Consider the following 20052-nt stretch of genomic DNA (forward strand, 5'->3'; position numbering starts at 1 on the left):
GCTTGAGCTGCAGGGTGACTTGCAGCCTAGATGAATGACTGTTCTCGACAGAACCCGGCTTATAGGCCGACTCTTTCTTCCTTTTTCGAGCTTTTCGCTCAGTATTTTAAATCCCTAAACACGCAAAAGCCGTTTGATAATTATTGCGCCAGTCCTTTTTGATCCAGTCCTCATTTTTTACTTAAAAATTCAAAGTTTCGATAGCTTTTATACTTAAAGTTATTTCTCGCTAGATTAATTAACTTTTTGATAAAGAATAGAAATTATTTTGACATATTTTATGCAATTTTGTTCTGTTCGGATTGTGATGTAAGTCATTGTCGAAAAAGAAAGAATCTAAATGAAATCATTCTTGACTAGGGGTTATTAGAAATCTATAGTGGTCACAAGTGGAAAAAAGTGGGAAAAAAAGGTTTTTTTTGGAAATCTGGGGTAAATCTTGTTTCGAGGCATTAGCTCAATCAATCTGGACGGCAAAGGACGTCTTGCAATTCCTACCCGTTATCGGGAGGAGTTACAGGAATGTTGCGAGTGTCAGATGGTTGTGACAGTTGCCGTAAATGAGCGATGTGTTGGAGAGAATGGTTGCTTGTGGCTTTACCCGATGCCTGAATGGGAAAAACTTGAACAAACGATCAGTAAATTACCTACGTTGAATAAAATGGCAGGCAAGTTAAGGCGGTTTGTTATCGGGAATGCATCTGAATGCGAGATGGATGGGCAAGGACGTTTATTGCTGCCGGAAAAATTAAGAACATTTGCAAATGTGGACAAGAAAGTTGTCCTGGTTGGTCAGCTTAATAAATTTGAACTCTGGAATGAAGAAGCCTGGAGGGCAAAAGAGAGTGAATGGCTGGATGGTGACGATAATGAAGGGTTGGAAGACTTAGGCTCCTTATCCTTTTAATGCGGGAGATTTGTTAGTGGTACATTTGCCCGTGATGCTTGCAGAAGCCCTGCAGCAGTTGGCGATTAAAGAAGACGGCGTTTATTTGGATTGTACTTTTGGTCGAGGCGGACACAGCCAGGGAATTTTGAATCTATTAGGGCCATCCGGACGGCTATTGGCATTCGATAGGGACCTGGACGCAATTAATTCCGATTATGCGCAGGCCATGCTGGACGACAAACGGTTTAAGCTGAAGCATACGCCTTTCTCAGAGCTGGAAAATATAGTTGCAAGTGAAGGTTTGGCTGGAAAGGTCGACGGCATATTGATGGACTTGGGGGTGTCATCGCCCCAGTTGGACAATCCCGAAAGAGGCTTCAGCTTCTTGCGCGATGGGCCGTTGGATATGCGGATGGATGGCAATGCCGGCGTTACGGCTGAGCAGTGGTTGGCCGGCGTTGCTGAAGAGGACTTGGTTAAGGTTCTATTTGAATACGGCGAGGAGCGATTCGCACGACGCATAGCTCACGCGATTATTGAAAAGAGAGTTAACGCGCCAATTGCAACAACCAGAGAGTTGGCAAAGCTTATTGAAGACGTCGTGCCAATCAAAGAGAAACACAAGCATCCGGCAACCCGTAGTTTTCAGGCAATTCGGATAGAAATTAACAGCGAATTAGATGAGTTAAAAGCCGTTTTGCAACAGTCCGCCAGGATTTTGAAGCCATCTGGACGTTTGGTGGTTATTTCGTTCCATTCATTGGAAGACCGAATCGTTAAGCGCTTTATCAGAGCTGAGTCCGGAGCCAAGTATAACCCCGGAAGGCTGCCTATTAAGGAAATCGACATTGCTAAAGGCGTTTTGAAGAAAACGGGTAAAGCTCTAAAGGCAGGCCCGCAGGAAATTGCCCAGAACCCAAGAGCACGAAGCGCAATCATGCGAGTAGCCGAGAAAGTTTCGGCAACTGCTCCCTGCGTTGCTCTACCTCTCCCATCCATGGGGTCGTAAGTGGCAATAAAACGATATTTAGGGATGGGGGCGCTGATATCGGTGCTGTTGATATCTGCTCTTACTGTAATCTACAGCAAATATCAGTCCCGGTTAATTTTTATTGAGATTCAAAAGCAGGAAAGAGCGTTGGATCAGTATGAAGTGGAATGGGGGCAGCTGCAATTGGAGCTGACAACCTTGGCGGAACAGAATCGGGTAGAGCAAGTGGCGAGGAAACAATTGAAGCTGGTTATGCCGTTGCGGGAAAAAATTGTTTATATAAAGCCGTAAATGATTCATTTTCAACGCAGAAATACAACAAATAAGCCAGCCGGCAATTTTTCAGGACGATCGCACCGGTTCTCTACCGGCTCCGACACTTCTACCATCCATAGCGGCCGAAGGAAAATCGTGGTCGTTTTTATAATGGCCTGCATGGCGGTGCTGATAGGTCGGGCTGTCGATTTACAGGTGCTGAATAAGCAGTTTCTTAAGGATCAGGGAGATATGCGCCATGTCAGTGATGTGCCTGTTTCGGCATATAGGGGCATGATAAAGGACAGGAATGGTGCGCCGTTGGCGATTAGTACGCCTGTCGAGTCCATTTGGATGAATCCGCAAGAGGTTGATCCGGCAAAAGAACACGAAATCAGGCAAATGGAAAGCTTGTTGAATTTACCGAAAGGAAAGACCGTTGAGCTGATGAAAGGCGATGCGCATAGGCAGTTTGCTTATATTGCTCGCCAGGTTAGCCCGGTGGTTGCCGATCAGGTCAAGGCATTGAAACTTGCGGGGATTTATTTCGAGCGGGAGTTCAAGCGTTTTTATCCGGCAGGAGAGGTTTCCGCGCATTTAGTCGGTTTTACCGATATTGATGATGTGGGTCAGGCCGGGCTTGAATCGGGATATGAAAAATCGCTAAAAGGAATTCCAGGTAGCAAGCGGGTTATCAGGGATGGACAGCGACGAATTATTGAAGATGTAGAAAATATAAAAGAGCCGGTTGCAGGCAGGAGCCTGGAGCTAAGCATTGATCAGCGCATCCAATACTTGGCGTATCGTGAGTTGCAACTGGCCGTTAACCTTAACAAGGCCAAGTCAGCGGCGCTGGTGGTATTGGATGCACAGAACGGGGAAATTCTGGCGGCAGTGAATCAGCCGTCGTTTAACCCGAATAGCCGAAAAAGTTTAAAGGAAAGCCTGTACAGGAATAGGTCGTTAACGGATGTATTCGAACCCGGATCAACGATTAAGCCATTTGTCGTTGCAGCCGCCTTGGATGGAGGATATGTCAAGCCTAATGAAGTTTTTGAGACCCACGGGTTTATTGAGATCGGGCATCATCTGGTTAAGGATGTGCATAATTACGGAACACTGGATTTGACTGGGGTTTTAAAAAAGTCCAGCAATGTTGTGGTAAGTCAGATGGCATTGCGCATGCCTCCGGAATATTTTTGGGGAATTTATAACAAGCTGGGTTTTGGCGTTGCTGCCGGCTCGGGTTTCCCCGGAGAAGCCAATGGAAGTTTGCTTGATTACCGGAACTGGCATGATTTTGATAGGGCGACTTTGTCGTTCGGCTACGGTGTCAGCACTTCGGCACTTCAGCTGGCAAGAGCTTACACGGCATTGGCGGATGACGGTATTTTACATTCGGTCAGTTTGTTCAGGCGGGATGAGGATGTTGATCAACAACGAGTGTTTTCAGCCAAGACAGCCAAGAGAGTCAGAACCATGCTCGAATCTGTGCTTATGAAAGACGGCACCGCTTACGAAGGCAGAGTCGATGGCTACAGCGTAGCCGGTAAAACCGGGACGGTAAAAAAAGCCGGCGCCGGAGGCTATGTTGAAAAAAGTTATTTTTCCGTTTTCGCCGGTATGGCCCCTGCCAAGAATCCGCGATTGATTATCGTGGTTATGGTTGATGAGCCTTCCGCAGGACAATATTACGGCGGGATAGTCTCGGCCCCGGTATTTTCCAAAGTGATGGCGGGAGCGTTGAGAATGTTGGAGGTTGCTCCTGACCAGCAAGATAACATGCCTATCTTGTTGACAAGAAAAGGCCGCTAACATGATGGCTTCCAGGGATGCAGAAGGTGGAGTAATGCCGGAGCAATTGCCAGCGCTGAAAGATTTGCTAAGCGGGCTGGCGACGTTCCCAGAGCAATGCAATATGCCGGTTAGCGGATTGGCTTTGGACAGCCGGGAGTTGGCTTGCGGCGATGCATTTGTGGCATTGGCCGGGGCCAAGCAACATGGTTTGGTACATGGCGAACAGGCTATTAGTAACGGGGCTTGTGCAATTATTTTTGATCCGGCCGGGAATGGAAAGCAGTTGGCAGAGATCTTGCATCGTAGCGTATCTGCTTCTGTACCGATGATTGCGGTGGAAAATCTGGGTTTAAAGCTGGGCGAACTGGCCGCGCGTTTTTATGGCGATCCATCCCGGTCTATGGCCGTTATCGGCATTACCGGCACGAACGGCAAAACGTCCTGCAGCCAGTTTCTGAGCCAGATGCTTGATGATTGCGGAATTATAGGGACACTCGGCTGGGGAGAGTGGGGCAATCTCAACAAGACATTGAACACCACGCCGGACGCGCTGGCAATCCAGAAAATACTGGCCGAGTTATTAAAGAACAAAAAACGCATGGTAGCGATGGAAGTATCCTCGCATGGCTTGGAGCAGGGCCGGGTTAACGGGGTGGCGTTTAAGGGCGCGGTATTTACCAATATCAGCCGCGATCACCTGGATTATCACGGCACGATGGAGGCTTATGTACAAGCCAAGCTGGCGTTATTAAAACAGCCTGGTTTAGCTTTCGCGGTAGTGAATTTGGATGATGTTTACAGCGGGCAGATTATTGCCGCAGTCCCCGAATCGGTGCAGCTATGGACTTTTAGCGCCAAGGGGCAAGCATCGGATTCAGGCGAAAGTGTTCAAGCAGAAAATATAGTCCATAAAACGGATGGCATCGAATTTGATGTGCGCTGTAAAGGGCAAGTTAAGGGAATAAAAGTACCATTGTACGGAGACTTTAATGTAGAGAATGTGCTGGCCGTGTTAGCCGTCATGAGGGCTATGGATATTCCGTTGGCCGAAGCGGCTAAAAAACTTGCCGGTATAAAGCCGGTTGATGGCCGGATGGAGCGATTTGGGACGGAGAACGATCCATTGATTTTTGTGGATTATGCGCATACTCCCGACGCTTTAGACAAAGTTTTATCCAGCTTGCGCAAGCATTGCAAGCAGGCTTTGTGGGTGGTTTTTGGTTGCGGTGGAAACAGGGATACGGGCAAGCGTCCGCAAATGGGAAAAATTGCAGAATTTTGGGCGGATCATGTGGTTGTTACCGATGACAACCCGCGTTATGAAAACGGACTGGATATAGTTAACGATATTTTGGCAGGCTGCAAAACAGCCAAAATTGAAGTCATTCAAAACAGAGAGCAGGCGATACAAAAAGTGGTAACAAGTGCAACTAAAGGTGATTGCATCGTGATTGCGGGCAAAGGCCACGAGCAATACCAGGAAAGCAATGGCGTGCGCGTACCTTTCAGTGATCGACAAGTCGTGATGGACGCGTTGGGCAGGCGGAACAAATGAATATGATGCTGAGCGAGATTGCAGCATGCGTGCACGGAAAGCTGGTCGGGGAAGATGTTGCCATCTCATCGGTCAGTATAGACACAAGAGCGATAAAGCCGGGACAACTCTATGTTGCCATTAAAGGCCATAATTTCGACGGTAATGAGTTTGTGGCAGAGGCAGCGCAAGCAGGAGCCGTAGGGGCAATCGTACATCAAGGCATTGCCACGACCGCCAAGGATGGTGGAAGTGTCGCAATCAGTAGGGAACTGATGCGACCAACGATACCGCATATCGTTGTTGACGATACGCGGCTGGCATTGGCTGAGCTGGCAGGAGTTTGGCGAAAGAAAGCGACAGTGTCGGTCGTTGGCATCACCGGCAGCAACGGCAAAACAACCGTCAAGGAAATGGTGGCGGCGGTATTGAGCGTCAATGGCAAGACGCTGTTTACCCAAGGCAATTTGAATAATGAAATCGGCGTACCTTTGACTTTGTTAAGGCTGAACGAACAGCACCGGTACGCAGTCATCGAGATGGGCGCAAACCATCCGGGCGAAATTGAATATAGCAGCCAATATGCACAGGCGGATGTAGCGATCATTACTAATGTAGGGGCCGCGCATATAGAGGGTTTCGGCAGTGTAGACGGTGTCGCCAAAGCGAAAGGGGAAATTATCCAGACGCTTAAGCAAGACGGCGTGGCGGTTCTTAATCGTGATGATGTCTATTTCGACTATTGGAAATCAACAGCCGGCACAAGGAAAGTTATATCGTTCGGGATGGATGGACGAGCGGACGTGACAGCGCACTCTATCAAAGCGGAAATTGTTGATCATGCATTCGCCACGACCTTTGAATTAGTGGCGCCGGAAGGTGCATTGGCAGTACAGCTAAAGCTGGCCGGGCGACACAACGTCGTTAACGCACTGGCAGCAGCAAGCGCATGTCTGGCATTGGGCATTGATTTACAACAGATTAAACAAGGGTTGGAAAGCGTAAAACCGGTTACAGGACGTTTGCAGTCATTGGTAAGTCGTTTAGGCAATATCGTTATCGATGATACCTACAACGCCAATTCGGCGTCGCTTATAGCGGGACTGGACGTGTTGGCGAACTGTGAAGGCAGACACTGGCTGGTTTTAGGGGCTTTTGGCGAGTTGGGGGCTGAAAGCCCGAAAATACATGAACAAATGGGTGGAGTCATTAAATCAAGCGGTGTCGTACGTCTTCTGGCGGTCGGTTCTGATACTCGAAATACGGTAAAGGCTTTCGGTGAAGGAGCGACTTTTTTTGATACTCAAAACGATTTAATTGAAGTGTTAAGGCAAGAACTTAAAGGTGATGAAGCGATTTTGATCAAGGGGTCAAGGGCTCAGCGCATGGAGAATGTAGTAGCCGCATTGGTTGAAAACTTCAGGAAATAATTAATGTTACTTTATTTTGCAGATTATTTGATGACATTTGACGGCGGTTTCCGGGTTTTTCATTACCTGACATTTCGCGCCATTCTTGGGGCCTTAACCTCCCTAGTCATTTCTTTTGTTGTCGGACCTGTGATGATCAGAAAACTGAGCAGCAACAAGATCGGGCAAAGCATCCGCGAATTGGGCCCCCAATCGCATTACGAAAAGAAAGGTACGCCTACCATGGGCGGAGCGCTGATACTGATCGCTATTGCGTTCAGTACCCTGTTGTGGGCCGATCTGAGCAACCGCTATATATGGGTGATTTTGTTGGTGACCCTGGGTTACGGCATTATCGGTTTTATCGACGATTATAGAAAAGTGATCAAGGGCAACAGCGACGGCCTGTCAGCTAAAGCCAAATATTCCTGGCAATCGCTCATAGGTTTAGTGGCGGCTGTTTTTCTGTACAAAACCGCAATTTTGCCGGTGGAAACGCAATTGATCGTCCCGTTCTTTAAAGACGTCATGCTGGACATGGGCTGGATATACATAATTTTGACCTATTTTGTGATTGTCGGAACCAGCAATGCGGTCAACTTGACCGATGGGCTGGACGGACTGGCGATTATGCCGACTGTGATGGTCGCCACCGGCCTGGGAATTTTTGCTTATTTATCGGGACATGTGACTTTCTCGCAATATCTGGCAATACCCTATTTGCCTAATGCGGGAGAGCTCATCGTATTTTGTGCTGCTTTGGTTGGCGCCGGTTTGGGTTTTTTATGGTTTAACGCCTATCCCGCAATGGTATTTATGGGCGATGTCGGCGCGCTGGCGTTGGGCGCGGCATTAGGCGTGTTGGCGGTGCTGGTCAGGCAGGAAATCGTACTGGTGATTATGGGTGGGGTGTTTGTCATGGAAACGGTATCCGTGATTATTCAGGTCGCCTCTTTCAAAATGACCGGAAAGCGTGTTTTTCGTATGGCGCCGATACATCATCATTTCGAATTGAAGGGATGGCCGGAACCCCGCGTTATCGTGCGATTCTGGATTATTACCGTCATCTTGGTGCTGATCGGTTTGGCAACCTTGAAATTGAGGTAAGAAAAATGAATAAGGTTCACGCCCCTATGCATAGTTCAAAAAGCAAAACAGCCATCACCGCATTGTTGAAGAAGAATTTTGCTTTGGATCCGGAAACATCCAAAATTTTAGTGGTGGGTCTTGGCAATACGGGAATTTCGGTCGCGCATTATTTGCAAGGCCTGGGTTTCAAATTTGCCATCATCGATAGTCGCGCCAAACCCCCAATGATGGATGAGTTTTTTGAGCAAATGCCCGATACGCCGGTGTTTACCGGAGGGTTTGATGAGGCTGCGTTTAAGGTGGCGACGCATCTGGTGGTCAGTCCCGGAGTGTCGCTGAATGAACAGTCGATAATGAAAGCCATCGCCAACGGCTCGAAAATAGTCAGTGATATTGACTTGTTTGCCTGCTCTGTCAACGCGCCTATTGTTGCAATCAGCGGCTCCAACGGTAAAAGCACGGTGACTACCATGTTGGGTGAAATGGCCAAAGCGACCGGGATGAAAGTGGGCGTAGGCGGAAATTTGGGAACGCCGGCTCTGGATTTGCTGGAGCTAGACGCGCAACTCTACGTGCTGGAACTGTCAAGCTTTCAACTGGAGCGGACCTCAGCCTTGAACGCAGCCGCAGCGACTGTGCTTAATGTCAGCGCTGACCATTTGGACAGGCATGTTGATTTAGTCGAATACGCACGGGAAAAACAAAGAGTTTTCAGAGGCGACGGCATCATGGTCATCAATGCCGATGATCCCGTAGTCTCTGCCATGCAGGATGACAGCAGAAAGGCTTATACCTTTTCGATTAACAAGACAGCCGATTTTCATCTTGACTATCAGGGCGAGACAGAATGCCTGATGCACAATAAAACCTGCCTGATGCCGCTGGCTGAATTGCCGCTTGAAGGCAGGCATAACGCCGCCAATGCCTTGGCGGCATTGGCGCTGGGTGTGGCCATGGGGCTGGATGAGCGGATCATGTGCGAAGCCCTGCGACGATTTAAAGGGCTCAGTCACAGGATGCAGCGTGTCGCGGAAATACGCGGTGTTACCTGGGTTAATGACTCAAAAGCGACCAATATCGGCGCCTGCGTTGCCGCTTTACAAGGTTATGCCCGCAAGGTGATTCTGATTGCCGGCGGTGACGCGAAAGGCGCCGACATGAACGAATTGACGCCGGCGATCAAGGAAAAAGCTAAAAGCGTAGTGTTGATGGGCAAGGATGCGGGCTTGATAAAGCAGGCTCTGGATGGTTGCGTCCCTGTCTATTCGGCGGACAACATGGCGCAAGCGGTACAGATTGCGGCGGGCCTTGCCGATGCCGGCGAGAGCGTTTTACTGTCTCCTGCTTGCGCAAGTCTCGATCAGTATAAAAACTATCAGGATAGGGGCGAGAAATTTACCAAGGCAGTATTGGCGTTGGTTGACCGCTCAAGCAGTTATCCGCCATCCGTGGCGGCCGTATGAGCACGCAGCATTGGTTGCTTACAGATTGTAGCGCCTCCGCTTTTTTGTGTGGCCGGTCACGTTTGTTCCTTACAAATTGTGACACTTCCACCTTCCTTGGTGGTCGTAAATGAGATTGCCGCTAGCACGAATTGGCCGATTTCATTTAGATCCAGTGTTGTTGATCGTAAGCACTAGCCTGTTGTTGATCGGCTATGTGATGGTGGCATCCGCATCATTGCACCTGGGCATAAAAATGACAGGTAACGGTTTGTATTATCCGGTCAGGCAGTTATTCCACATCGGCTTGGGATTGTTCTTTGGCGGGATCGTGGCGGCCGTTCCAATGCGGGTCTGGGAAGAGAATGGCCCCCAGCTGTTTCTGGCGGGATTGCTGTTGCTGGTCATCGTGCTGATCCCCGGTTTCGGCGTAAAGGTAAACGGCAGCGTGCGCTGGCTATCGATTGCGGGAATGAGGATACAGGTATCCGAAGTGGTCAAGTTTTTTTCCGTCATCTATATGGCCGGGTATGTAACGCGTTATCAAGAGTCAGTGCAGAATGCGGCTTTTGGGTTAGTCAAGCCGTTGGGACTGTTTTCGGTGGCCGGCTTTTTGTTGCTGCTGGAGCCGGATTTCGGTTCAGCCGTAGTGATTATCATGATAGCCATGGGCATCATGTTTCTGGCCGGCGCGAGATTATCGCAATTTATCGTGCTGCTGGCGGTCGTTGGCGTACTGGCTATGTTGCTGGTTTATTTCTCGCCGTACCGTTTGGTTCGGGTCACCAGCTTTATGGACCCTTGGGCCGACCCTTTGAAAACCGGATTTCAATTAGTGCAGGCGCTTATTTCGTTCGGGCGCGGAGAATGGTTGGGCGTGGGCTTGGGTAGCGGTATACAAAAATTATTTTATTTGCCCGAAGCGCACACCGATTTTTTGTTTTCAGTGATAGCCGAAGAATTGGGTTTATTGGGCGTGGTTACTGTGATTGGCTTGTTTTCAGTGTTGGTTTGGCGCACTTTTGCAATAGCCCTGGCCGCCGAACAGGCCGGTCAACGGTTTTCAGCCTTTGTCGCTTATGGGCTGGGGATTTGGTTCGGTTTTCAGTCATTCGTCAACATGGGCGTCAATATGGGAATCTTGCCGACCAAAGGCCTGACTTTGCCGTTGATGAGTTATGGCGGCGGCAGCATGATGATTATGTGCTGTGCGGTTGCGTTGTTATTTCGGGTGCAAAGCGAAACCGCTGAGATCAATGCCGGTACGCCAAAGAGAAACCGTCATGGCTAAACGCATCGTAATTATGGCCGGAGGAACCGGCGGGCATGTGTTCCCGGCATTAGCGGTAGCTCAAAGATTGATTGAAAAAGGCTGGCAGGTAAGCTGGCTGGGCACGCAGAAAGGGTTGGAAGGCCGAGTAATTCCCGAGCAGGGCATAGAGATCGATTGGTTATCGGTTGCCGGCGTACGCGGCAAAGGTGTGCTGTCGAAAATAAGCGCCGGGTTGTTGCTAATCAAAGCCTGTAGTCAGGCCTTGAAAATATTGCGCCAGCGTAAACCCGACGTGGTGTTGGGGATGGGCGGGTTTGTCGCCGGTCCCGGCGGGTTGATGGCAAAACTGTTAGGCATACCGCTGGTCATTCACGAGCAAAACCGGGTGCCCGGAACGACTAACCGGCTGTTGGCGCGGATGGCCAATCAAGTGTTGGAGGCATTTCCGGACAGCTTTAATAAAAAAGTTAAGGCCAAATTTACCGGCAATCCGTTAAGAAAACAGTTTATTGGCTGCGCTGAGCGCAAAGTGGCGCACCAAGGCATTAACATATTAATCGTTGGCGGCAGCCAAGGGGCCCAGATATTAAACGAAGTCGTGCCTGATGCGCTTGCAGTCCTAAGCGCCGACCTGGCGAATGGAAACACGGTGCAAATAAAACACCAAACCGGCGCAGCGATGCAGAAGCAAGTCCAGAACAGGTATAAGGAACTAGGCGTAAATGCGGAAGCCAGCGCCTTTATAGAAGATATGGTATCGGCCTATCAATGGGCGGATCTGATGATTTGCAGGTCCGGCGCAATGACTGTCAGTGAAGTCGCAGCCGCAGGGGTTCCGGCTATTTTTATACCGCTGCCGAATGCGATTGACGATCATCAAACAGCCAATGCCCGGTATTTAGCTGATGCAGGCGCCGGATTGATATTGGTGCAAAAAGATTTGAACACAGCAACGCTGGTAGAGCATATAACAAAAGTAATTAACCAATTGGATGTCATGAGTAAAACTGCAAAAAAATACGCACGTTTGGATGCGACTGAAACCGTTGCCGGTGTTTGCATGGCTGAGGCGGGATTATGACAAATCGACAGGAAAGACGATTTGCAGGGCGCAGTCGCTCGCAGGGTAGCGTACTGGGAGGTATGTTATGACCATCCCTAAAAGCCAAATGCCCGCCCAGGCTTTGGGTAATGTCGACCGGATACATTTTGTCGGCATAGGCGGAACCGGTATGAGTGGCATTGCCGAGGTGTTGTCGAACCTCGGTTATCACGTCTCGGGCTCGGATATTAAAGAAAGCGCGGTAACCCAACGATTGGCAAGTTTAGGCGTGACCATCAACATCGGGCATAAGCGCGAAAACATTGCAGAGGTTGACGTGGTGGTCGCATCCAGCGCGATTGACCGCAGCAATGAAGAAATAGACGAAGCTTATATTCAAAGAGTACCGGTCATTCCGCGCGCGGAAATGCTGGCTGAGTTGATGCGTTTTCGGTTCGGCATTGCCGTTGCCGGAACCCACGGCAAGACCACAACCACCAGTTTGACGGCGAGTATGCTGGCCGAAGGCGGGCTTGATCCCACTTTTGTGATCGGCGGACGCTTAAACAGCGCCGGTAGCAATGCCAAATTAGGCCTAGGTCATTATCTGGTCGCCGAAGCCGATGAAAGCGACGCGTCGTTTTTGTATTTGCAGCCGATGATGGCGATAGTCACCAATATTGACCAAGATCATATGGCGACTTATGAAGGCAGTTATCAGCGGTTAAAAGATACGTTTAAAGAGTTTTTACATCATCTGCCTTTTTACGGGCTGGCGGTAATGTGCCTGGATGACGAAGGCATCAGGGCGATCCTGCCGGATATATCCAAGCCGGTAACGACTTATGGTGTTCATGAAGATGCCGACGTGCGCGCCACTAATATTAAGCAGGTGGGCATGCACACTTCTTTTGACGTCATACGAAGAGGCGACTATCCGTTGTTGCAAGTCACCTTGAATATGCCTGGTTGGCATAACATGCTTAACGCGCTGGCGGCTATTAGCATAGCCACTAAGCTGGCGGTCGATGACGCCGCCATTATCAAGAGCTTGGGGGCGTTTAAAGGCGTAGGCAGACGGTTCCAAATTAACGGCGACTTGCCGATGGATGGCGGCAAGCTGACTTTGGTTGATGACTACGGACATCATCCGCGCGAGATTGCCGCGACACTTGAGGCCTTGCGTCAGGCTTGGCCGGATCGGCGCAAAGTCATTGTCTTCCAGCCGCATCGGTACACGCGTACCCGCGATTTATTCGAAGATTTCGTGCAAGTGTTGTCGACCGTTGACGTGCTGATCCTGATGGATGTGTATTCCGCAGGCGAAACCTCGATCCCCGGTGCGGACGGTAGGGCATTAAGCCGTGCAATCCGTGTGCGTGGACAGGTTGATCCGGTATTTGTCGAAAACTGGGAAGAATTGCCGCAAATATTAGCGGGCATCGTAAACGCAGAGGATGTGGTCCTGACCATGGGTGCGGGCAATGTCGGGCAGATTGCCGCACAGTTGCCGCAGTTGCTGGCAGAAGCGTTGCAAGGCAAGGCCTTAGCAGGAAGTGAGAATTGAAAGGTCGGTTGCTAGTGCATGAAAAACTGGCGAAATATACCAGTTGGCGCGTCGGCGGCCCTGCGGATCGGTTGTATATCCCGCAGGATCGGCAGGACCTGATCGGATTTATAGCGGCATTGCCTGATTCGGAGCCGGTATTCTGGATGGGTCTGGGCAGTAATTTGCTAGTCAGGGATGGCGGTATACGCGGTACGGTGATTAACACTAAAGGACGATTAAAAGAGATGCGCTTGACCGACAACGGCTCGGTTTATGTTGAAGCGGGCGTTCCTTGTGCACATGTGGCGCGTTTTTGCGGAGAGAACGGTTTAATCGGGGCGGAATTTTTGGCTGGCATACCCGGCACCATGGGCGGAGCCTTGAAGATGAACGCCGGAGCTTTTGACGGGGAAACCTGGGCGATCGTCAAAAGCGTAGAAATGCTCGATACGGCGGGCAAGGTAACGCATAGAATGCCACAGGATTTCAAGGTGAGTTATCGCTCGGTAAAGGGCTTTGAAAACGAATGGTTTCTATCCTGCGAGCTGGCTTTGCAGCAAGGCGATACGGAAGCAAGCCAACAGAAGATCAAAGGTCTACTGGAAAAGCGAGGAGCAACCCAGCCGACCAATCAACCCAGCTGCGGGTCGGTATTTAAAAACCCCGAAGGCGACTATGCGGCCAGGCTGATAGAGCAGATCGGCTTAAAAGGCTACACCATCGGCGGCGCTTGTGTGTCGGAAAAGCATGCGAATTTTATCGTTAATACAGGTAATGCAACGGCAGCGGACATTGAAGCCCTTATTCATTATGTCCAGGATAAAGTTGAACAACAGCAGGGGATAGTCTTGCAGACAGAAGTTTGTATGGTAGGTGAAGCAATATGAAGGCAATGGTGATAAACAAGCCAGAGCAATTCGGTCGTGTCGCGGTAATGATGGGCGGTTCGGCAGCTGAAAGAGAAGTATCGTTAAGAAGCGGTGCGGCCGTTTACGAAGCTTTAAAACGTAAAGGCGTTGACGCGATTGCCATTGATGTAACGGGCAGCCCAATCGATGCATTGGCAGGGCAACAGATAGATAGAGTATTTAACATTATCCACGGCCGCGGCGGCGAAGACGGCGTATTGCAAGGAGTCCTGGAAGTGCTGGGGATTCCTTATACCGGCAGCCGGGTCATGGCATCGGCATTAACGATGGACAAGCTCAGGACCAAGCTGTGCTGGCAGGGTTACGGCCTGATTACACCAAAATGGCATGTGTTGAAAGATGAAGCCGATATTGATGCTTGCATCGAAAAGCTGGGCTTCCCTGTTATCGTCAAGCCGGCGCAGGAAGGCTCCAGTATAGGCATGAGTAAAGCCACTAACCGTAGCGAGCTGCAACAAGCCTTAACCGTGGCGGCAAAATATCGTTGCGACGTTTATGCGGAAGCGTGGGTGACCGGTAAGGAATATACCGTTGCGGTACTGGATGGCGAAGCGTTGCCGGTTATTCGCCTGGAAACCCCGAATGCCTTTTACGATTATGAAGCGAAATATCAGGCGACGACCACGCAATACCACTGCCCTTGCGGGCTGAGCCAGGACCAGGAACAGTTTATAAAGAACTTGGCTGAAACGGCTTGCCAGGTTGTTGGCGTTAAAGGTTGGGGGAGAGTCGATGTGTTTATCGATGATTTGGGGCAGTATCAGCTGATTGAGGTTAATACCGTTCCCGGCATGACTGACCACAGTTTGGTGCCGATGGCGGCCAGGCAGGCAGGCATGGATTTTGACGAATTGGTCTGGCGCGTTCTGGAAACCAGCTGCGGATAATGAGTCATGCGTAGCTCTTCCAGCCATGTTTCCTTACAGGCAACTGCAAATCAGTTTCAGGCGGAATTGTGATGGCCGTTGTAAAAGCCATGATCACAATGTTGCTGCTGGCTGGGCTGGTCTGGATGGTGGGATACGGCGTTAAGAGTATCCCGATTAAGTATGTGAGAACCGAAGGGGTTTTTCAGTACCTCAGCAAGGATGAGATAAAGACGGCTTTGCAGCCGTTGGTGATGAGCAGTTTTTTCGATGCCGATATGCAGGCTATTCATCAGGCTGTTTCGGAATTGGCTTGGGTAGATACCGTTTCGGTTAAACGAGTTTGGCCCGATGCGATTGATATAAAGATACGTGAAAAAAAGCCCTATGTGCGCTGGGGGCAACACAGTCTGGTCAGTACACGGGGCGAAATAATTACACCCAAGAATATAGATCAATTTAAGTATTTGCCCATATTGCAAGGCCCTGATCAGCAACAGTTGAAAACACTGGAAATAATGAAGGGCGTTAACACGGCATTAGCCGACCAGTCCATGAAAATGGCGGAGTTTGCGATTAATGACCGGTGGGCGTGGAAGATTAAATTAACAACGGGTTTGGAAATACTGTTGGGACGAAATGAACAGTTAAAGAAATTACAAAGGTTTTTGAAAACGCTGGAAGTCTTGGAACAAGAGCAGGTTGAGAAAATGGCAATAGTCGATTTGAGATATCCCAACGGATATGCAGTTTCATGGAAGCCGGATACTGAGGAAATCGACTGGAAAAAAATTGCCGATCCGCAACATGAAATAGACGGCTAATCATATAAGGTAATACAGAGTAAACAAAATGGCGAAAAAAGCAGAGCGTAATTTAATAGTCGGACTGGATATCGGCACGTCAAAGGTTGCCGCTATTGTTGGGGAGATTACCAGTGATGGCAATATAGAGATCATCGGTATTGGATCGACGCCATCGCGCGGTTTGAAAAAAGGGGTTGTGGTCAATCTGGAGTCAACAGTGCAATCCATCCAACGCGCTATTGAAGAAGCGGAATTAATGGCGGGATGTCAGATCCGGTCGGTTTATGCGGGTATTGCGGGCAGTCATATCAGAAGCCTTAATTCTCACGGCATCGTAGCCATAAAGGATAAGGAAGTAACCCAGTACGATATCGACAGGGTGATAGATTCCGCCCGTGCTGTGGCAATTCCTGCGGATCAGAAGATTTTACATATTCTGCCGCAGGAGTTTGTGATCGATCTCCAGGAAGGCATCAAGGAGCCAATCGGGATGTCGGGCATTCGCTTGGAGGCCAAGGTTCATATGGTCACCGGCAGTGTCAGTGCTTCGCAGAATATCGTCAAATGCATTCGGCGTTGCGGCTTGGAAGTTGATGATATTGTGCTGGAGCAATTGGCATCCTGCAATTCCGTACTCACGGATGATGAAAAAGAATTGGGCGTTTGCCTGATTGATATTGGCGGCGGAACTACGGATATTGCGATTTTTGTAGATGGCGCCATAAAACACACCGCAGTGATCCCCATCGCCGGTGATCAGGTGACCAATGATATTGCTGTCGCCTTGCGTACGCCGACCCTCAATGCCGAGGATATTAAACGAAAATATGCCTGTGCTTTAACGCAGTTGGCAAATGTGGATGAAGTTATTGAAGTGCCTAGCATCGGAGATAGAGCGCCTCGCAAGATTTCAACGCAAAACCTGGCCGAGATTATTGAGCCTCGGTATGAAGAATTAATGCTGTTGGTTCAGTCGGAACTAAGACGGAGCGGCTATGAGGAATTAATTGCCGCCGGGGTAGTGTTAACGGGGGGGAGTTCAAAGGTTAGAGGATTGATCGATTTGGCGGAAGAAATTTTCCATATGCCGGTGCGTATGGGCGGGCCGCAAAATGTGACAGGATTGACCGAGGTGGTAAAAAACCCGATTCACTCTACAGGGGTCGGGTTATTAATGTATGGGAAAGAACATCAAGGTGTTGGTCGGAGCATTGATTCTGACGGCCCCAGCGTGTTCTCAAGAATGAAGAACTGGTTTCAGGGTAATTTTTAATAGATTTGTAACTAATTAAGGGCAACGGCAATGGCTATGAAATATGAATTAATGGATATGAGCAATGAACATGCTGTCATCAAAGTGATTGGTGTCGGCGGCGGTGGTGGCAATGCGGTCAGCCACATGGTGGGAAGTCTTGTGGAGGGGGTTGAGTTTATCTGTGCAAACACCGATGCGCAGGCATTAAGAAAACTAAATATTGATACGATTATTCAGTTAGGCGTCGAATTAACCAAGGGTTTGGGTGCAGGCACCAACCCTGAAGTTGGCAGAATGGCCGCGGACGAAAACAAAGAGCGTATCAGGGAAGTTTTAGAGGGGGCCGATATGGTGTTCCTGACCGCAGGTATGGGCGGCGGCACGGGTACCGGCGCGATTCCTGTTATAGCCGAAATTGCCAGAGGCATGGGTATTTTGACGGTTGCCGTGGTGACCAAGCCGTTTGCGTTCGAAGGCAAAAAGAAGCTGGCAACTGCGGAGCAAGGTATAGCGGAGCTTGAAAAGTTCGTTGACTCCTTAATCACCATTCCAAATCAAAAATTATTGCCGGTGCTGGGTAGCGACGTGTCTTTGGTCAATGCCTTTAAAGCGGCTAACGATGTGTTGTTGGATGCTGTTCAGGGGATTACCGAGCTTATCGTCCATCCCGGCATGATTAACGTCGACTTTGCCGATGTCAGAACGGTCATGTCCGGCATGGGCGCTGCAATTATGGGTACAGGCTCGGCAAAAGGAGAATACCGGGCTCGCGAAGCGGCTGAGAAAGCCATTGCCTGCCCATTGCTGGAAGATATTAATTTGCAAGGCGCGCGCGGTATTTTGGTTAACATTTCTGCCGCCGATATGGGCATTGCCGAGTTCGATGAAGTGGGTAATATCGTTCATGAGTTTGCTTCGGAAGATGCAGTTATAAAAATCGGCATGTCCATCAATCCTGAGTTAGGCGATGAGATCAAAGTGACTGTTGTCGCCACAGGAATGGGATTACCGTCGCGCGTGGTTAAAATTGCGCCAAAATCAACCGCTGGATACATTAATCAAAATGCGGCAGGGGAAACAAGCTATGAAGGCTTGGATAAGCCTACGGTTATGCGCCAAGCCAAAACCGAAGGCAGAGAAACCCGTTTTGGCGCTCAACCTAAAAAAGACATGGATCTAGATTATCTGGACATTCCGGCCTTTTTAAGACGTCAAGCCGACTAGTGAGAGCACGTAACATACAATCAGTCTCCATTTTGGAGGCTGGTTGTGGTAATATTTGCGATTTTTGCCCTCCTTATTTGGCGTTATTGATTTTATGATTAAACAGCGAACTTTAAAAAACACAATCAGGGCAACAGGTGTAGGACTGCACACAGGCGATAAAGTCTATTTAACTTTGCGCCCGGCTGAAGCAAATACCGGGATCAGATTTCGCAGAGTCGATCTGGAAACTCCGGTGACCATTGAGGCAAAACCGGAAAATGTTGGCGAAACCATACTTTCGACAACCCTGGTTGCGGGTGATGTGAAAATATCAACCATAGAACATTTGCTTTCGGCTTTTGCCGGCTTAGGTATAGACAATGCCATTATCGATGTCAGTGCCGCGGAAGTTCCGATTATGGATGGCAGTGCCGGGCCTTTTGTATTTTTGCTCCAGTCTGCTGGGGTTGAAGAGCAGGATAGTCCGAAGCAATATATCCGTATAAAACGCAGCATAAGAGTTGAAGACGGCGATAAATGGGCTTCTTTTGAGCCATTTAAAGGATTCAAGGTTACTTTTACGATTGATTTTGAGCACCCGGCTTTTGAAGACCATGTGAAAACCGCGACCATGGATTTTTCATCGACAACGTTTGTCAAGGAAGTCAGTCGGGCCAGAACTTTCGGCTTCATGAAAGATATTGAAATGCTGCGCCAAAATAACCTGGCTTTAGGTGGAAGCCTTGATAATGCTATCGTGGTTGATGATGATAAAGTTATCAATGAAGACGGGCTGCGTTATGCCGATGAATTCGTTAAGCATAAGATTCTTGATGCCATCGGTGATTTATATCTGTTAGGGCATAGCTTGATTGGCGAATTTACCGGTTATAAATCGGGTCATGGCTTAAACAACAGATTGCTTCGCGCTTTATTGAACGATAAGGATGCGTGGGAAATGGTTACTTTTGACGATGAAGAAAATGCCCCGATTTCTTTTATGCGTTCTGCCGAAGCACCGAGGTCTGCCGCATAAAACTACTGCGAGCGCCAAGCTCCGGATTGATTTATCTGTCCGGGGCTTGATGCTTCGACAGCTTTTCCAGCGTTGCACTTAGCCTCAGCAGCGCGGCTTTCAATTGCTCATCCGAAACAGTGAGACTGTGATTATGGATGAACGCTATTTTTTCCGGCGAAGGAATATTTGCTTTTTTGCCGGGATGCATCGTTTGCAAAGCTTCATTTCCCGACTTCCGCCTACGCTCTGTAGGTAACGCCTCTGTCCTAACTTTAATCTGCATAATCGAGACCGACTCTCTGGTTACCGGAGCGATAGCTGTGAGAATCGCGCGGTTATAAAAGCGCAGTTGCGATGCCCATGCGGCCGTATCGGTATAAATCAGCAGTTTCTTGCCATTAACAACGCAATGCAGGGCGTGTTCGGCTATTGCTATTGGCAACACTTCATGGATACGCTGCAAAACTTGTTTTTGCTGCGCAATCTGGCTGCAATAGTAAGCGATAGTGCCGTTTGGAAATGACAATGCAGCTTTAAAAGAGGTTAATTTTTTTGTCATGAGTCTTTGTCTGGCAATTAGCGGCGGAAAGTCTTTTTAGCAAGAGGTTGGTTTATTTAAAATAGTGGGATATAGTTAGGCGCTGTAGGGAATCGGCAGCTCTAAAACATGCTCTTCCTGCTCCTGCTCAGACCCCTTATCTA

The 20052-nt window shown here is 49.1% G+C and carries 18 protein-coding genes; 17 read left to right on the forward strand and 1 reads right to left on the reverse strand.

Annotated elements, in window-relative coordinates; genetic code table 11:
• Positions 1-439 precede the first annotated feature (439 nt).
• The 17 genes from mraZ to lpxC all read left to right on the forward strand — a co-directional run bounded on the left by mraZ (position 440) and on the right by lpxC (position 19368).
• On the forward strand, positions 440-907 hold the full coding sequence (mraZ, locus tag M0R47_RS15600; protein WP_292556470.1) for a division/cell wall cluster transcriptional repressor MraZ: 468 nt from the start codon (positions 440-442) through the stop codon (positions 905-907).
• 16 nt (positions 908-923) lie between these two features.
• On the forward strand, positions 924-1898 hold the full coding sequence (gene rsmH, locus M0R47_RS15605) for a 16S rRNA (cytosine(1402)-N(4))-methyltransferase RsmH (RefSeq protein ID WP_292556472.1): 975 nt from the start codon (positions 924-926) through the stop codon (positions 1896-1898).
• A 24-nt stretch (positions 1899-1922) separates the two neighbouring features.
• Positions 1923-2171, forward strand: a complete 249-nt coding sequence (gene ftsL, locus M0R47_RS15610) for a cell division protein FtsL (protein WP_292556528.1) — start codon at positions 1923-1925, stop codon at positions 2169-2171.
• Positions 2172-2306: 135 nt separating this feature from the next.
• Entirely contained in the window at positions 2307-3950 is a 1644-nt protein-coding gene (locus M0R47_RS15615) for a penicillin-binding transpeptidase domain-containing protein (protein ID WP_292556530.1), read from the forward strand.
• A 34-nt stretch (positions 3951-3984) separates the two neighbouring features.
• Positions 3985-5487 carry a UDP-N-acetylmuramoyl-L-alanyl-D-glutamate--2,6-diaminopimelate ligase gene (locus tag M0R47_RS15620; RefSeq protein ID WP_292556474.1) on the forward strand — a complete coding sequence of 501 codons (1503 nt, stop codon included), beginning with the start codon at positions 3985-3987 and terminating at the stop codon, positions 5485-5487.
• Positions 5484-6896, forward strand: coding sequence for a UDP-N-acetylmuramoyl-tripeptide--D-alanyl-D-alanine ligase (gene murF / locus M0R47_RS15625; protein WP_292556475.1), 1413 nt, complete (start codon positions 5484-5486; stop codon positions 6894-6896). Before M0R47_RS15620 ends, murF begins: the two co-directional genes overlap by 4 nt.
• Positions 6897-6899: 3 nt before the next feature.
• Positions 6900-7982: a phospho-N-acetylmuramoyl-pentapeptide-transferase gene (gene mraY / locus M0R47_RS15630; RefSeq protein ID WP_292556477.1), complete on the forward strand. Its 1083-nt coding sequence runs from the start codon at positions 6900-6902 to the stop codon at positions 7980-7982.
• Positions 7983-7987: 5 nt separating this feature from the next.
• On the forward strand, positions 7988-9427 hold the full coding sequence (gene murD, locus M0R47_RS15635; protein WP_292556478.1) for a UDP-N-acetylmuramoyl-L-alanine--D-glutamate ligase: 1440 nt from the start codon (positions 7988-7990) through the stop codon (positions 9425-9427).
• Positions 9428-9536: 109 nt separating this feature from the next.
• Positions 9537-10697 carry a putative lipid II flippase FtsW gene (ftsW, locus tag M0R47_RS15640; RefSeq protein WP_292556480.1) on the forward strand — a complete coding sequence of 387 codons (1161 nt, stop codon included), beginning with the start codon at positions 9537-9539 and terminating at the stop codon, positions 10695-10697.
• Positions 10690-11760 (forward strand): undecaprenyldiphospho-muramoylpentapeptide beta-N-acetylglucosaminyltransferase, encoded by a 1071-nt coding sequence (murG, locus tag M0R47_RS15645; protein ID WP_292556482.1) that lies wholly within the window; start codon positions 10690-10692, stop codon positions 11758-11760. The genes ftsW and murG overlap by 8 nt, the downstream gene beginning before the upstream one ends.
• 67 nt (positions 11761-11827) lie before the next feature.
• On the forward strand, positions 11828-13288 hold the full coding sequence (murC, locus tag M0R47_RS15650; protein ID WP_292556483.1) for a UDP-N-acetylmuramate--L-alanine ligase: 1461 nt from the start codon (positions 11828-11830) through the stop codon (positions 13286-13288).
• A complete protein-coding gene (murB, locus tag M0R47_RS15655) occupies positions 13285-14157 on the forward strand; it encodes a UDP-N-acetylmuramate dehydrogenase (RefSeq protein WP_292556485.1) in 873 nt (290 codons plus the stop codon). Before murC ends, murB begins: the two co-directional genes overlap by 4 nt.
• Positions 14154-15086, forward strand: a complete 933-nt coding sequence (locus M0R47_RS15660; protein ID WP_292556487.1) for a D-alanine--D-alanine ligase — start codon at positions 14154-14156, stop codon at positions 15084-15086. Before murB ends, M0R47_RS15660 begins: the two co-directional genes overlap by 4 nt.
• A gap of 71 nt (positions 15087-15157) precedes the next feature.
• The gene (locus tag M0R47_RS15665) at positions 15158-15889 is read left to right on the forward strand and encodes a cell division protein FtsQ/DivIB (RefSeq protein WP_292556489.1); all 732 of its coding nucleotides are present in this window, start codon (positions 15158-15160) and stop codon (positions 15887-15889) included.
• Between the two features lie 28 nt (positions 15890-15917).
• Entirely contained in the window at positions 15918-17144 is a 1227-nt protein-coding gene (ftsA, locus tag M0R47_RS15670; RefSeq protein ID WP_292556491.1) for a cell division protein FtsA, read from the forward strand.
• A gap of 36 nt (positions 17145-17180) precedes the next feature.
• Positions 17181-18350 carry a cell division protein FtsZ gene (gene ftsZ / locus M0R47_RS15675; protein WP_292556493.1) on the forward strand — a complete coding sequence of 390 codons (1170 nt, stop codon included), beginning with the start codon at positions 17181-17183 and terminating at the stop codon, positions 18348-18350.
• Positions 18351-18444: 94 nt separating this feature from the next.
• Positions 18445-19368 (forward strand): UDP-3-O-acyl-N-acetylglucosamine deacetylase, encoded by a 924-nt coding sequence (lpxC, locus tag M0R47_RS15680; RefSeq protein WP_292556494.1) that lies wholly within the window; start codon positions 18445-18447, stop codon positions 19366-19368.
• Between the two features lie 31 nt (positions 19369-19399).
• On the opposite strand, the gene M0R47_RS15685 is transcribed toward lpxC, so the two are convergent.
• Positions 19400-19909, reverse strand: coding sequence for a DciA family protein (locus M0R47_RS15685; protein ID WP_292556496.1), 510 nt, complete (start codon positions 19907-19909; stop codon positions 19400-19402).
• Positions 19910-20052: the final 143 nt, after the last annotated feature.

Origin of the sequence: Methylobacter sp. (assembly GCF_023227905.1) — a bacterium.
Lineage (GTDB): Bacteria > Pseudomonadota > Gammaproteobacteria > Methylococcales > Methylomonadaceae > Methylobacter_A.

Excerpts from the sequence above, each read along its gene's own strand:
- M0R47_RS15685 (WP_292556496.1), bottom strand. The coding sequence starts at position 19,909 with ATGACAAAAAAATTAACCTCTTTTAAAGCTGCATTGTCATTTCCAAAC.
- ftsA (WP_292556491.1), top strand. The coding sequence starts at position 15,918 with ATGGCGAAAAAAGCAGAGCGTAATTTAATAGTCGGACTGGATATCGGC.
- murG (WP_292556482.1), top strand. The coding sequence starts at position 10,690 with ATGGCTAAACGCATCGTAATTATGGCCGGAGGAACCGGCGGGCATGTG.
- mraY (WP_292556477.1), top strand. The coding sequence starts at position 6,900 with ATGTTACTTTATTTTGCAGATTATTTGATGACATTTGACGGCGGTTTC.
- M0R47_RS15665 (WP_292556489.1), top strand. The coding sequence starts at position 15,158 with ATGGCCGTTGTAAAAGCCATGATCACAATGTTGCTGCTGGCTGGGCTG.
- ftsL (WP_292556528.1), top strand. The coding sequence starts at position 1,923 with ATGGGGGCGCTGATATCGGTGCTGTTGATATCTGCTCTTACTGTAATC.
- murC (WP_292556483.1), top strand. The coding sequence starts at position 11,828 with ATGACCATCCCTAAAAGCCAAATGCCCGCCCAGGCTTTGGGTAATGTC.
- M0R47_RS15620 (WP_292556474.1), top strand. The coding sequence starts at position 3,985 with ATGCCGGAGCAATTGCCAGCGCTGAAAGATTTGCTAAGCGGGCTGGCG.
- lpxC (WP_292556494.1), top strand. The coding sequence starts at position 18,445 with ATGATTAAACAGCGAACTTTAAAAAACACAATCAGGGCAACAGGTGTA.
- M0R47_RS15615 (WP_292556530.1), top strand. The coding sequence starts at position 2,307 with ATGGCCTGCATGGCGGTGCTGATAGGTCGGGCTGTCGATTTACAGGTG.
- ftsW (WP_292556480.1), top strand. The coding sequence starts at position 9,537 with ATGAGATTGCCGCTAGCACGAATTGGCCGATTTCATTTAGATCCAGTG.
- ftsZ (WP_292556493.1), top strand. The coding sequence starts at position 17,181 with ATGAAATATGAATTAATGGATATGAGCAATGAACATGCTGTCATCAAA.
- murF (WP_292556475.1), top strand. The coding sequence starts at position 5,484 with ATGAATATGATGCTGAGCGAGATTGCAGCATGCGTGCACGGAAAGCTG.
- M0R47_RS15660 (WP_292556487.1), top strand. The coding sequence starts at position 14,154 with ATGAAGGCAATGGTGATAAACAAGCCAGAGCAATTCGGTCGTGTCGCG.
- murD (WP_292556478.1), top strand. The coding sequence starts at position 7,988 with ATGAATAAGGTTCACGCCCCTATGCATAGTTCAAAAAGCAAAACAGCC.